Below are 12,148 nucleotides of genomic sequence, written 5' to 3' on the forward strand. Positions count from 1 at the left end.
AGCTTCCGGGTGGCCCACACAGGCCACTCGATCATTGGCGCGAGACGAATCATGCACAGCGAGTTATGGAACCACGCCCTGGCCCTCTACGGCCGTCCAGGGGTCGAGAATGCCTGCCTGACCCTGCAGGGCCTGGGCGGCGATGTCTGCCTGCTGCTGTGCGGCACCTGGCTGCAGGCGCGGCGGGTCGCCCCTGATGCGCAGCGGGTGGAGGCATTGCGGCAACTGGCCGGCCCCTGGCAGCAAGAGGTGGTTACACCCTTGCGCGCGCTGCGTCAGGCGTGGCGTGCACAGGCACAAGGCGATCCGCACCTGGCGGCATTACGGGAGCAGGTGAAAGGGTTGGAACTGGAGGCGGAGCGAACCTTGCTGGCGCGCTTGCAGACGTGCGCCGCAACGTGGTCGGCGAGCCCGGATGGACACGCCGACGATTGGCTGGACCGGCTGGCGCCGGACCAGGCCCGTGACCACGACGCGCTGCATCAGCTGCGCGCCGCGGCCAGAGCGCTTCAGGACGCCGAAGACGGCGACTGAGCCGGGGTGCTGGCCGGAGCCGATGGCGCTGGAGAAGCCGGAGTGCTGCTGGCAGCAGGAGCTGCGGGCTTGGCTTCGACAGGCTTGGCAGGAGCCTTGGTGGCAGCTGGCTTGGCGGCAGGTTTCGAAGCGGGTTTGGCTGCAGGTTTCGCAGCCGGTTTTGCCGCTGCTGGCTTCGCGGCAGGTTTGGCTGCCGCTGGCTTGGCTGCTGGTTTGGCTGCTGACTTGGCAGCCGCTGCAGGCTTGGCTGCAACCGGCTTGGCGGCGGCTTTGGCTGGAGCTTTGGCAGCAGCGGGCTTGGCAGCAGGTTTAGCGGCTGCCGGTTTGGCTGCTGGTTTGGCGGCAACCGGCTTGGCTGCAGCTGCCTTGGTCGCAGGCTTGGCCGCAGTTGCTTTGGCTGCTGGCTTGGCCGGGGCCTTGGCCGCAGCAGGTTTGGCAGCGGGTTTGGCCGCAGCAGGTTTGGCCGCAGCGGTTTTCGCAGCAGGCTTGGCGGCTGCCGCTTTGGCCGGTGCCTTGGCAGCGGCAGGTTTGGCGGCGGCTTTAGCAGCAGGCTTGGCAGCGGCGGTTTTCACGGGTGCCTTGGCGGCGGGCTTGGCAGCAGGAGCCTTGGTGGCAGGCTTGGCAGCCGCGACCTTGGTGGCAGGTTTTGCAGCAGTCTTGGCCGCAGGCTTGGCTGCCGCACGCAGGCCGAGCGCCTTCCCAGCGGCTTCACGCACCTTGCCGACACCCTGAGCCAGTTTCAGGCTCTCCTGGGCATCACGCTTGAGTTGCTGAATATAAGTACGCGTCTGAGTCTGGCGATCTTTCAGCGAATCGAGCAGTGCTTCAAGTTCACCGATAGCCCCCTGGGCCTTGCTTTGTGCCTTGGCCTTGCCGGCCTTGGCAGAATCCTGCAACTTCAGACGGGCATTGTGCAGTTTCTCCTGCGCCTTGCCGCGTTGTTTTTCCAACTTGGCGAGCAGTTTCTCTGCATCCGCCAGCGCTTGCGAGCAAGCCTCTTCCAGATGTTCGAGCAGGCTACCGGAAAGTTGCTGGAGCAGATGCAACGGCGTACTGACGGGCTTCTTTTTAGCCGACATGGCTTACCTCCTGGCTGACGAGATTGCGGCTCATACTATGCTTCTGCTGCTACCGCCGCTAGGGCATGTTGACAGTATTGTTTGCGCCGCGTTGCATGCCTGGGCAAAGTTGTTATCTTGCAGCTCGGTGCAAGTGTAGTAGTCGATTAAATGATTGCCGACATTTACTCATTGGCCGGCAACAAAGGCTGGCATACTTCGCCTTCATCGCCGCAGGAGTTGCCCGTGCCTCGTTATCTGATTCTCGGCTTGAGCCTGTTGGCAGCCTCTGCCCTGGCCGCCCCCGAAACACCCCCCGCCAATGACCAGGACCTGGCCTACAGCCTGGGCGCAAGCCTTGGCGAACGCCTGCACCAGGAGATGCCCGGCCTGCAGCTCGATGCGCTGGTAGAGGGGCTGCGCCAGGCCTATCAGGGCCAGCCGCCGCGCATCGACAAGACGCGCATGCAGGCGATTCTCCAGCAGCATGACGAGCAGGCCAACGCCGCCGCGCAGCAGGCGCAGGTCGACAAGCTGCTGGCCGCGGAAAAACGCTTCATGGCCAACGAACGCGCCCGCAGCGGTGTACATGAACTGCCCGAAGGTGTGCTCTACAGCGAGCTGGCCAGCGGCAGCGGCGCGCAACCCAAGGCGGGTGGAAAAGTGCAGGTTCGGTATGTCGGCAAGCTGCCGGACGGCTCGGTGTTCGACCAGAGCCAGCAACCGCAGTGGTTCAGCCTGGGCTCGGTGATCGAAGGATGGCAGGTGGCATTGCCACACATGAAGGCAGGCGCCAAGTGGCGACTGGTGATTCCGTCGGCGCAGGCTTATGGCGCCGATGGGGCGGGCGACCTGATCGCGCCCTATACCCCGCTGGTGTTCGAGATCGAACTGCTGGCAGTTGGCGACTGAGACAGGCCGTCAGGCCTGTACCGCACCCTCTTCCTTGTGCGCGTTGTGCAGCACTTCGATCAGGCAGTCTTCGAGCTCGAAGCGTTCGTGCAACAGGCCGCCCAGCTTGCCGAGCTTGTCGGCGAAACGTTCGGTATCCTTGCACTCGCCTTTCTCGCAATGGTCATTGAAAGCCAGAGCGATCTGGGTGATGTCGTTGATCCGGGGATTGATTTCCTCGGCCAGTTTGAGCGCCTGCTCGTCGCCGAACGCCTTCGCTTCAGTGACCAATTGCTCGCTGACCTCGAAGTGCCAGGCCGACACGTAGTCAACCAGGATCGCGCAGAAGTCGCGGTTCTTGTCCTTGTCGGCGAAGGCTGGCTTGGCATCGCGCAGCGCGCGGAAGGCCTGCACCAGTTCATGACGCTCCTCCAGCCAACGGTCGATCAGCTTGTGAACCCCGCCCCATCGTTCCTGGGCGTTCTGGCAACTATCGAGCATGGCAGTCTCATCCCTAGCTGGGCAGATGCCGCTGCACCTCGCGTCACAACTGCGCGACACAAAGGTGACATCCGCAGAGCGGCATCGAACCGTATGTTTTCAATGTGCGTGCAGGGGAGATTATTCCCGCGCGTGCTGACCATCAAGGTACGCAGAGGACTAAGTTCATACAAGCGTTTGATGCCCACACACAGGACCATTGGTCGCGCAATTGCGCTGGGTCAACTGCCGCCAGGGTTGCGGAAACGATACGCCAGCAGGCAGTACAAGGGCAACGCCGTGAGCAGCAGGAAGGCCATCAGGCTCCATTCGGGGAGCGTGAGGTCCAGGAAGCTCCAACTGATCGAAACACATTCGGAGCTGCCGACCAGCAGACGTTCCAAGGCCTGTGTCCAGGAGCGCTGAAGTGTCTGCGCGAAAGGTTCGGGGGTAATCGCAAGCCACTCGCCCTGCAGCCACACCTGCCGTGACGCAAGGGCGACACCGGCACTGGAACAACCACCTGCCAGCCACGCATAGACCCGCGTGCCGGCTGCACCCGGGGCATGCAGCATGGCGCACAGGCAAACCAGCGCGTAGCACACCAACAGCAGGCGCTGGGTCAGGCAAAGGGGGCACGGAACCAGGCCAAGCCAGTTCTCAAGCACGATCGCCCCGCCCAAGGTGGCGAGCGAGACGAGGAAGGCTGCAAAGAACAAAGGGCGCGAGCGAGGCTGCGACATGAGCGACGGAAATCCCGGAAGAGCAGTAGTGGCGTGAAACGGTAGAGGAAAGAGGATCGCTGTTTCAAGTTGCTACAGTGGGGACAAATCGCTGATTGGAAGGGAAAGTTTTCTAATCTTGGTAGGACATATCCGAAGGTCAGCCACTGCGCAGATACTGTCCTACCACTGCCAGGGGAAACACCAATCGGATGTGCCCGATAGCAACACAAGGCAGCACCTGCAGCGGGCGCTGACTTGTGTTGCTGTCGGGCTACGCAACGCCCTGGCGAACTCAGGACGCGTGCACACCCTCAGGCAGCGGCAAGGCCAGCAAGCGCTCGTCAAGCAGGCCAAGACCCTCCTGGAACAGCTGGTTGCTGCGCTCGGTCTCGCCCAGCCCGGCCAACAGCCGCGCAAGCTCGGCGCAGGTTTCCGGGTTGCGCTCCATGCGCAGGCTGCTTTCGAGGTAGTCACGCGCCTTGCCCCACAGGCGGTTCTGCAGGCTCAGGCGCCCCAGGGTAAGCAGCAGGCTGGGGTCTTGCGGATGATCCTTGAGCCAGCCTTCGGCCGTCTGCAACTGGCGCGCCGGGTCATCGCCACGTACCAGGCCATAAAGGCGCGCCAGGTGGCTTTCGAACTGACGCTTCAATGCGGTACGCAACACCTGCTCGGCGTCACCCTGGGCGCCAACCTGGCGCAGTTGCTCGGCATAGGCCAGCACCAACTGCGGCTCCTGGCGCTGGGCCGAGGTAAGCTGTTGCCAGGCGCGCTCCAGCGATTGGCGGGCGGCTTGAGAGTCCTCGCCGCGGGTTGCGGCCAGTGTCAGGTTCTGGCCCCAGGCACGCTGCTCCAGTTCGGCCAACTCGTTGCCCGGCAGCACCTTGCCCTTGCGCAGATCCGGCAGCAGGCGAATCAACGCCGGCCAGTCACCACGCTCGCGGTGCAGACGCTGCAGCAAGCGCAGCACCTGGACGTTGTGCGGGTGCCGCGCCTGCATCGCCAGCAGGGTTTCCAGGGCACCGTCGCTGTCGCCGCGGTCCATCTGCAACTGCGCATGGGTCAGGGCGATCCCCAGCTCCGCCTGGGGCTGACGCTCCAGGGCACGTTCGAGCAGGTTGTCGCTGTCTTCGGTGCGCCCCTGCTCGTTGGCCGCACGGGCAGCGCCGAGGTAGTAGAGCAAGGGTTGACGCTCGGCTTCGGCGGCGCGGTGCAGGTGGCGTTGGGCACTGGCCCAGCGACCCTCGGCGAGGTCCAGTTGGCCCTGCTCGATGGCGACACGCACCCGCCGGCTGCGATTGCGCCGTGACCAAGGGTTGACCACCCCGCTGGACGCCAGCACCAGGCCAACCACGTAACGCAGCAACAGCAGCGCCAGCACCAGCACCACCAGTGCCGCGAACGCCGCCCACAGCCCTGATTGGTAACGGAAGCCACCATAGGCGATCAGCACGTAGCCACTGTGCTTGGCGATGGCCACACCCAAGGCCGCGGCGATGACGATCGCCAACACTGCCAGCAGGTAGACACGCTTCATGGCTTGCCCCCTTCGCCTTCGGCCGGCAGATGGCGCCGCTGGATATAGGCCTGCACGGCGGCAAGGCTTTCGCTCAGGTCAGGCACCACCACCGAGACGGGCTGCTCGGCCAGTGCGTTGAGGCTGTCGAGCATGGCCTTGCTCTGCGGGTTGTCCGGGTTGAAGTTGGCCAGCAGCACGCTGCGCGCATCGTCCAGCGCCTGGCTGTAGACCTTGGCCTGGCCATTGAGCGCCGCCCACTGGGCCTGCTCGATGGTGAGGCTCAGCGCGAGGCGCAGCTGGTTGAGCGATTGCCCGGCCAGCAGCGGACGCACGTTCTGGTCGGCGTCGAAATCGATCTGGAAATACTTGGAAATCTCTGCCCACCACCGGGACAGGCGGCTCGCACCATCGCCGTCGGCGGTCAGCGCACCAAGGGCGTCGGCATCGCTGTTGAACTCAGGCGACTGGGCACTCAGTTGCTGTACCTGCTCGCGCTGGGCGGCGAGCTTGAGGAACAACCCGGTACGGTCGGGTTGCTGGGTGCTGTTGAGCGTCGCCAGGCTGCGCGCCAGTTGCTCACGTGCCGCGAAGGCACCTGGGTCGCTCTGCTCGCGCAGGATCTCGTCGGCACCTTCGACCAGCGCCTTGGCGCTGGCGATGTCCTGCAGCGCCGACAGGCGCAGGGTAGCCAGGCGCAACAGATGCTCGGCCTCAGCCAGACGCCACTCCTTGCGGCTTTCGCCAAGCACGGTTTCCAGGCGCTGGCTGAGCCTTTGCTGGTCACTCTGCAACTGTGCAACCAGCCGACGGCGGTCTTCGAGTTCGCTGGCTGCGGGCAGGGTCGCCAGTTGCGAGCCGAACTGCTGCTGGCGTTGCTGCAGCGCTTCGGCGCGCTGGTTCAGCGCCTCGATATGCTCACCCTGGCCCTGCTCGCTGCCTTGCAGCTGGTGCACCTGCCATGCGCCCCAACCACCGACGGCCACACCGGCTGCGCCGATCAACAGCGCCAGCAGGGCCAGGCCATTGCCGGCGCGCTTGGCCGGCTGCTCGACGGGAGTCTGCGGCGCTTCGAGCGCCGAAGGTTGTTCGTTGTTGGACAAGACAGTCTCGCTCACGTATCCATCCTTTGCATGGGGGCGTCGTCGCAATCCGCTCGACGCCTTAGGAGGCAGGTGCAGCGCTGCGCTGCACGGCTGCCAGCAAGGCCGCGGCGCTCGCGCCACGGCAATCCACAACCTGTTGGGCGCCTGCCGCCCTGGCCTGTTCGGCCACGCGCGGGCTTGGCACGAACAGCGCAAGCCCCGCCAGACGCGGCCAATCCGCACCGGCCAGCTGGAGCAGGTGTTCGAAGCCCTGCCCACTGCTGACCACCAGCCCGTTCAAGCGTTCCGCTTGGATCCGGCGCATCAGGCTGCCTGGGGGATAATCCGGCAGGCGACGTTCATACAGTTCCAGATAATCGACACTAGCACCTTGCTCACCAAGACGCTCGGCCAGCCATTCACGACCACCAACACCACGGGCAATCAGGACGCGTGCTGTAGGAAGCGCGATAGCCTCTCGCAGGACAGACAGGCCGAGCAAGGCCTCGCTATCATCACCCTCTGTAGGGAAAGTCACCTGCAGATGGGCGGCCTGGAGAATGCGCGCCGTCGCCTCCCCCACGGTGAACCAGCCCTGGGGCGGCGGCTTGATGCCCTTGTCGGCGAGCCGCTCGAGCAGCAGACGCGCCGCTGGCTTGCTCACGACGATGATCGCCTGGTACTGATCGATGCCACCCAGTCTCGCCTGGGCCGTTCGATCCAGGGCCAGCGGGTCGATCGCCAGCAAGGGCAAGCGGCTGCTGGCGATTCCGGCAGCCGCCAGGCTCTGCGCCAAAGCCGCGCACTCCTCTTCGGGGCGGGTCAGCAGCAGGCGCCAGTCGCTCACGGATGCCCCGCCTCGCCGTAGACATCCTTGAGGATCGCCTCGGCGCCCTGCCCCAGCAGGTCCTCGGCCACCTGCACGCCCAGGGTTTCGGCGTCGGCACGCGGGGCGCGGGCATCCGCCATCAGTAACGTCCCGCCGCTGGGCTGGCCGACCAGGCCACGCAGCCACAACTGATCGCCTTCGAGCACGGCATAGCAGGCGATCGGCACTTGGCAGCCGCCGTTGAGGTGCTTGTTCATCGCCCGCTCGGCCTTCACGCGGTCAGCGGTATCAGGATGGTTGAGCGGCGCCAGCAGGGCGTGGATCTCGTGGTCGGCGCTGCGACACTCGATGCCGACAGCGCCCTGGCCGCCGGCCGGCAGGCTGTCATCGACACTGATGCTGGAGGTGATGCGGTCTTCGAAGCCCAGGCGGATCAGGCCCGCTGCAGCGAGGATGATGGCGTCGTACTCCCCAGCATCGAGCTTGGCCAGGCGCGTGTTGACGTTGCCGCGCAGGAACTGGATCTTCAGATCAGGGCGACGCGCCAGCAACTGGGCCTGGCGGCGCAGGCTGGAGGTGCCGACGAGGCTGCCGGCCGGCAGCGCCTCGAGGCTGTCGAAGGTGTTGGAAACGAAAGCGTCGCGCGGGTCTTCACGCTCGCAGATGCAATACAGGCCCAGACCTTCGGGGAAGTCCATGGGCACGTCCTTCATCGAATGCACGGCGATATCGGCTTCGTTGTCGAGCAGGGCGGTTTCCAGCTCCTTGACGAACAGCCCCTTGCCGCCGATTTTCGCCAGGGGCGAGTCGAGCAGCTTGTCGCCGCGGCTGACCATCGGCACCAGGGTCACGACCAGGCCCGGATGGGCCTGCTCAAGGCGAGCTTTGACATAGTCGGCCTGCCACAGGGCCAGGGCACTTTTACGGGTGGCAATGCGGATTTCGCGAGTGGACATTTAACGCCCCGAAGCAGAGAAATGCCGCCGATGATAACAGTTCCCCCAGCCTCGCTAGCAGATCCAGGTCATCACCTGGCCCGGCCATCCCTGGCAGCAGCCGTCATTCGCCTCGGTCAGAGCGTCTGCATCATCTTGCGTACGCCGGCCACATGTCGACGGCTGACGGTCAGGGCATCACCGTCAAGGCCTTTGAGAAACAGCTGGAAATGCCCCAGCGGCGTGCGCTGCAGGCGCTCGATACGTTCACGGGCCACCAGGGCGTTGCGATGGATGCGCACGAAACGCTCGCCGAATTCGTCTTCCAGCGATTTCAGCGGCTCGTCCAGCAGCACTTCGCCTGACTCGTGACGCAGGGTCACGTACTTGTGGTCGGCAATGAAGTAGATCACCTGGGGCAGGGGAATCAGCTCGATACCCTTGCGCGTTCGCGCACTGATATGGCTGCGCGGGCCGCCTCCGCCTTCGTTGGCCGGACGGGTCAGGGCGGCGAGCTGGGTGCGGTTGGGCTTTTCCGCCTTGCGCAGGGCATCGCGCAGGGCCTGGGGCTGGGTCGTGCGGCCGACATGGCTGAGGGCACTGTGGCTGAACGCCTCCTGCTCGTCGTCATCGAGGCAGAACACCAGCGCCGGTGGCGCCTCGCGTTCGCACAGGCGTGCTGCCACCTGCAAGCCATCGAGGCCCGGCATGCGGGTGTCCAGCAGGACGACATCGGGTTTGAGGCTGTCGATCAGCGCCAGGGCCTCCTCGCCATTGGTGGCGCTGGGCTCAAGCACCGTATAGCCCTCGAGTTCACCGAGCAGTCGGCTCAGGCGCTCGCGGGCCTGGGGTTCATCATCAACGATCAGGACATTCATAATTGCGCTGGATTCCTGAGTGAGTCTCGCAGTGGGTACAAGCGTAGACAGGAGTCGGTGACCGTTGTAACGGTCACGCTACAGACCCATGCGAAGGCCAAAGATTCACTGGTCTGGCAGAATAGCTGCCAGTCCTCTGTCCAACTGTAGACGGTCCGTGGAACACTGCCGTTCAATCGTTGAATATCCTGTGGCGCCCGCCCACCCTGCGTACACCGGCAATTTTCTCGCGACCGGCGCCCTGCTTAGCGAAGCCCAACCCTGCTATGATCGGCGCCACTTTTTCATTCACGCCTTCTATGAGTGGATCCATGAGCACCGACAAGACCAACCAGTCCTGGGGCGGCCGCTTCAGTGAGCCCGTCGACGCCTTCGTCGCCCGTTTCACCGCCTCGGTCGATTTCGACAAGCGCCTGTACCGTCACGACATCATGGGTTCGATCGCCCACGCCACCATGCTGGCGCAGGTCGGCGTACTCTCCGACGCCGAGCGCGACACCATCATCGATGGCCTGAAGACCATCCAGGGTGAAATCGAAGCGGGCCAGTTCGACTGGCGTGTCGACCTCGAAGACGTGCACATGAACATCGAGGCCCGCCTGACCGACCGCATCGGCATCACTGGCAAGAAGCTGCACACCGGCCGCAGCCGCAACGACCAGGTCGCCACCGACATCCGCCTGTGGCTGCGTGACGAAATCGACCTGATCCTGGGCGAGATCACCCGCCTGCAGCAGGGTCTGCTGGAACAGGCCGAGCGCGAAGCCGAAACCGTCATGCCCGGCTTTACCCACCTGCAGACCGCCCAGCCGGTGACCTTCGGCCACCATCTGCTGGCCTGGTTCGAAATGCTCAGCCGCGACTACGAGCGCCTGGTCGACTGCCGCAAGCGCGCCAACCGCATGCCACTGGGCAGCGCAGCGCTGGCCGGCACCACCTACCCGATCGACCGTGAACTGACCTGCAAGCTGCTGGGCTTCGAAGCCGTGGCCGGCAACTCGCTGGACGGCGTCTCGGACCGTGACTTCGCCATCGAATTCTGTGCGGCCGCCAGCGTGGCGATGATGCACCTGTCGCGCTTCTCCGAAGAGCTGGTGCTGTGGACGAGCGCGCAGTTCCAGTTCATCGACCTGCCTGATCGTTTCTGCACCGGCAGTTCGATCATGCCGCAGAAGAAGAACCCGGATGTCCCGGAGCTGGTGCGTGGCAAGACCGGCCGCGTGTTCGGCGCCCTGACCGGCCTGCTCACGCTGATGAAAGGCCAGCCGCTGGCCTACAACAAGGATAACCAGGAAGACAAGGAACCGCTGTTCGACGCCGCCGACACCCTGCGCGACTCGCTGCGTGCCTTTGCCGACATGATCCCGGCGATCAAGCCCAAGCACGCCATCATGCGTGAAGCGGCGCTGCGTGGTTTCTCCACCGCCACCGACCTTGCCGACTACCTGGTGCGCCGTGGCCTGCCCTTCCGTGACTGCCACGAGATTGTCGGTCACGCCGTGAAGTATGGCGTCGACACCGGCAAAGATCTGGCCGAGATGAGCCTGGAGGAACTGCGTCAGTTCAGCGACCAGATCGAACAGGACGTGTTTGCCGTACTCACCCTGGAAGGCTCGGTGAACGCGCGCAACCACATCGGCGGCACCGCGCCGGCGCAGGTGCGTGCGGCGGTGGCACGCGGCAAGGCGCTGCTGGCTTCGCGCTAAGCACAAGGCCGCTCCCACAGGACACCTGGCCCCCTGTGGGAGCGGCCTTGCGCCGCGATGGGCCGCGCAGCGGCCCCTCTTCCAATCACCGCTTGTTCCGCACCATCTCCATGAACTTCGGCATCGCCGCCTCCTTGTCCGCCACGATCCGCGCCATGTGCGGATGCTCGCGCAGCTTCCCCAACAGCGCCGCTGCCTGGGGGAAGTCCGCCAGGAAATCGATCCCCAGCACCTTCTTGCCTACCGCACACGCCAGGTCGACCGAGAAGCAGAACATCAGGTCAGCCAGGGTCAGCTTTTCGCCAGCGACATAAGGCGCGAACTTGCCGTTGCGCTTGAGCGTGGCAAAACCTGCCAGCAGCTCGCTGCGCGCTCGCTCCTTGACCAGCGGCTCCACCGCCGTACCGAAGAACGCTTCGGCGTAGCAGGTACGTGCCGGCAGTTCGATGTACAGCTCGATCTCCTTGAGCAGCTCACGCACCTTGGCCTGCCCGAATGCATCACTGGGCAGCAGCGGATGCTCGGGGTGGGTCTGCTCGATGTAATCGAGGATCACGTTTGTCTCGCTGAGAAAGCCGTGTTCGGTTCCCAGCACCGGAACCTTGCCACGCGGGCTGACAGCCAGCACCTCGGGCGTCTGCCCGGAAACGAACGGCACCTCCTCGAAGGGCACGCCTTTTTCCAGCAGGGCCAGCTTGACCATGTTGTAGTAGTTGCTGACCGCGAATCCGTAGAGCTTGAGCATGAACGACAGCCTCCAGGCCGTAAGGGGTTGGCCTGGCTGTTATAGCCGCCTGGCCATCCCCTGACCAGCATCATGGCGCGCGTCGATGACCGGGCATTGCCGACACAGGCATGGCACACTGTCGCTTTCATCACAGGAGTAGCGCCATGAGCGAACCCACCGACATCGAAAACGACGACGAAGAATTCGCCGAGGCGACGCTGACCCAGGCCATCGAGAACCAGATCGAGAGCGGCAATCCGCCTGCCGCCAAGGCTACCTTCAACAAGCTGACCCTGGTCGGCTACGAGCGCGAGGACATCCTCAACCTCATGGCCCACGTGCTGGCCATCGAGATCGACGCGTTGCTCACCGAGGATCGCGCATTCGATACCGAGTGGTACGAAAATGCCCTGCGCGCCCTGCCGGAATTGCCACCTGAGGCAAATCAAGGCGACGACGACGAAGCCTGACTACACTCCTGACTTCCGTCCTTGTCTGGAAGTCAGGAGTCGCTCATGTCCTTCACCCCCGAATTGATCGCCGAACTGGAAGTCCTTGCGCTGTTCAACCTCGACAGCAGCCAGGAAGGGATCAAGATTCACGCCAATGCCTCGCCGGCGCTGGTCGCCGCGGCCAAACGCCTGCATGCCAAGCAACTGACCGACCAGCCAGACGGTGGTTACCTGACCAGCCTGGGCCACGATGCGGTGGAGAGCGTGCAGTTACTGTTGAATGTTCTGAAAAGCCCACAGCCTGCGTAACTGTAACGGCCTCATCGCGGGACAAG

The 12,148-nt window shown here is 64.4% G+C and carries 14 protein-coding genes; 5 read left to right on the forward strand and 9 right to left on the reverse strand.

Translation table 11 applies throughout. The features are described 5' to 3' along the window. The first annotated feature begins 51 nt into the window (after positions 1–51). On the forward strand, positions 52–534 hold the full coding sequence (locus tag HU748_RS09880) for a TIGR02444 family protein (protein WP_186720245.1): 483 nt from the start codon (positions 52–54) through the stop codon (positions 532–534). Here the strand turns inward: HU748_RS09880 and HU748_RS09885 are convergent. Continuing rightward, complete coding sequence (locus tag HU748_RS09885; RefSeq protein WP_186720247.1) at positions 510–1,613, reverse strand: AlgP family protein; 1,104 nt, start codon at positions 1,611–1,613, stop codon at positions 510–512. The genes HU748_RS09880 and HU748_RS09885 overlap by 25 nt on opposite strands. 225 nt (positions 1,614–1,838) lie before the next feature. Here HU748_RS09885 and HU748_RS09890 point away from each other — a divergent pair, with 225 nt between their 5' ends. Continuing rightward, positions 1,839–2,504, forward strand: coding sequence for an FKBP-type peptidyl-prolyl cis-trans isomerase (locus HU748_RS09890; RefSeq protein WP_186667384.1), 666 nt, complete (start codon positions 1,839–1,841; stop codon positions 2,502–2,504). A gap of 9 nt (positions 2,505–2,513) precedes the next feature. Here the strand turns inward: HU748_RS09890 and rsd are convergent, their stop codons facing one another. The 7 genes from rsd to HU748_RS09925 form a co-directional block, all read right to left on the reverse strand. After that, on the reverse strand, positions 2,514–2,984 hold the full coding sequence (rsd, locus tag HU748_RS09895) for a sigma D regulator (protein ID WP_186667383.1): 471 nt from the start codon (positions 2,982–2,984) through the stop codon (positions 2,514–2,516). A 221-nt stretch (positions 2,985–3,205) separates the two neighbouring features. Next, positions 3,206–3,706: a disulfide bond formation protein B gene (locus HU748_RS09900; protein ID WP_186720249.1), complete on the reverse strand. Its 501-nt coding sequence runs from the start codon at positions 3,704–3,706 to the stop codon at positions 3,206–3,208. Positions 3,707–3,980: 274 nt separating this feature from the next. Next, positions 3,981–5,222, reverse strand: coding sequence for a heme biosynthesis protein HemY (locus HU748_RS09905; protein ID WP_186720251.1), 1,242 nt, complete (start codon positions 5,220–5,222; stop codon positions 3,981–3,983). Next, positions 5,219–6,319, reverse strand: coding sequence for a uroporphyrinogen-III C-methyltransferase (locus HU748_RS09910; protein WP_186720257.1), 1,101 nt, complete (start codon positions 6,317–6,319; stop codon positions 5,219–5,221). The genes HU748_RS09905 and HU748_RS09910 overlap by 4 nt, the downstream gene beginning before the upstream one ends. 46 nt (positions 6,320–6,365) lie before the next feature. Continuing rightward, positions 6,366–7,133, reverse strand: coding sequence for a uroporphyrinogen-III synthase (locus HU748_RS09915; protein ID WP_186711065.1), 768 nt, complete (start codon positions 7,131–7,133; stop codon positions 6,366–6,368). Next, positions 7,130–8,071 (reverse strand): hydroxymethylbilane synthase, encoded by a 942-nt coding sequence (hemC, locus tag HU748_RS09920; protein ID WP_186720262.1) that lies wholly within the window; start codon positions 8,069–8,071, stop codon positions 7,130–7,132. The genes HU748_RS09915 and hemC overlap by 4 nt, the downstream gene beginning before the upstream one ends. 116 nt (positions 8,072–8,187) lie before the next feature. Continuing rightward, positions 8,188–8,928: a LytTR family DNA-binding domain-containing protein gene (locus HU748_RS09925; protein WP_186667377.1), complete on the reverse strand. Its 741-nt coding sequence runs from the start codon at positions 8,926–8,928 to the stop codon at positions 8,188–8,190. A 311-nt stretch (positions 8,929–9,239) separates the two neighbouring features. Here HU748_RS09925 and argH point away from each other — a divergent pair, with 311 nt between their 5' ends. Continuing rightward, positions 9,240–10,634: an argininosuccinate lyase gene (argH, locus tag HU748_RS09930; RefSeq protein WP_186667376.1), complete on the forward strand. Its 1,395-nt coding sequence runs from the start codon at positions 9,240–9,242 to the stop codon at positions 10,632–10,634. Between the two features lie 85 nt (positions 10,635–10,719). Here the strand turns inward: argH and HU748_RS09935 are convergent, their stop codons facing one another. Further along, the gene (locus tag HU748_RS09935) at positions 10,720–11,379 is read right to left on the reverse strand and encodes a glutathione S-transferase (protein ID WP_186667375.1); all 660 of its coding nucleotides are present in this window, start codon (positions 11,377–11,379) and stop codon (positions 10,720–10,722) included. Positions 11,380–11,525: 146 nt separating this feature from the next. Here HU748_RS09935 and HU748_RS09940 point away from each other — a divergent pair, with 146 nt between their 5' ends. Together HU748_RS09940 and HU748_RS09945 are read left to right on the forward strand one after the other, a co-directional pair. Continuing rightward, positions 11,526–11,831: a hypothetical protein gene (locus HU748_RS09940; RefSeq protein ID WP_054891610.1), complete on the forward strand. Its 306-nt coding sequence runs from the start codon at positions 11,526–11,528 to the stop codon at positions 11,829–11,831. 45 nt (positions 11,832–11,876) lie between these two features. After that, complete coding sequence (locus tag HU748_RS09945) at positions 11,877–12,122, forward strand: TIGR02647 family protein (RefSeq protein ID WP_186667374.1); 246 nt, start codon at positions 11,877–11,879, stop codon at positions 12,120–12,122. Positions 12,123–12,148 lie beyond the last annotated feature (26 nt).

This window comes from Pseudomonas sp. RW3S2, assembly GCF_014268955.1.
GTDB classification, from domain to species: domain Bacteria; phylum Pseudomonadota; class Gammaproteobacteria; order Pseudomonadales; family Pseudomonadaceae; genus Aquipseudomonas; species Aquipseudomonas wayambapalatensis.

What these genes read in the sequence shown, in the direction of transcription:
- HU748_RS09880 (WP_186720245.1), top strand. Translation starts at nt 52, where the DNA reads ATGCACAGCGAGTTATGGAACCACGCCCTGGCCCTCTACGGCCGTCCA.
- HU748_RS09885 (WP_186720247.1), bottom strand. Translation starts at nt 1,613, where the DNA reads ATGTCGGCTAAAAAGAAGCCCGTCAGTACGCCGTTGCATCTGCTCCAG.
- rsd (WP_186667383.1), bottom strand. Translation starts at nt 2,984, where the DNA reads ATGCTCGATAGTTGCCAGAACGCCCAGGAACGATGGGGCGGGGTTCAC.
- HU748_RS09900 (WP_186720249.1), bottom strand. Translation starts at nt 3,706, where the DNA reads ATGTCGCAGCCTCGCTCGCGCCCTTTGTTCTTTGCAGCCTTCCTCGTC.
- HU748_RS09905 (WP_186720251.1), bottom strand. Translation starts at nt 5,222, where the DNA reads ATGAAGCGTGTCTACCTGCTGGCAGTGTTGGCGATCGTCATCGCCGCG.
- hemC (WP_186720262.1), bottom strand. Translation starts at nt 8,071, where the DNA reads ATGTCCACTCGCGAAATCCGCATTGCCACCCGTAAAAGTGCCCTGGCC.
- HU748_RS09925 (WP_186667377.1), bottom strand. Translation starts at nt 8,928, where the DNA reads ATGAATGTCCTGATCGTTGATGATGAACCCCAGGCCCGCGAGCGCCTG.
- argH (WP_186667376.1), top strand. Translation starts at nt 9,240, where the DNA reads ATGAGCACCGACAAGACCAACCAGTCCTGGGGCGGCCGCTTCAGTGAG.
- HU748_RS09935 (WP_186667375.1), bottom strand. Translation starts at nt 11,379, where the DNA reads ATGCTCAAGCTCTACGGATTCGCGGTCAGCAACTACTACAACATGGTC.
- HU748_RS09940 (WP_054891610.1), top strand. Translation starts at nt 11,526, where the DNA reads ATGAGCGAACCCACCGACATCGAAAACGACGACGAAGAATTCGCCGAG.
- HU748_RS09945 (WP_186667374.1), top strand. Translation starts at nt 11,877, where the DNA reads ATGTCCTTCACCCCCGAATTGATCGCCGAACTGGAAGTCCTTGCGCTG.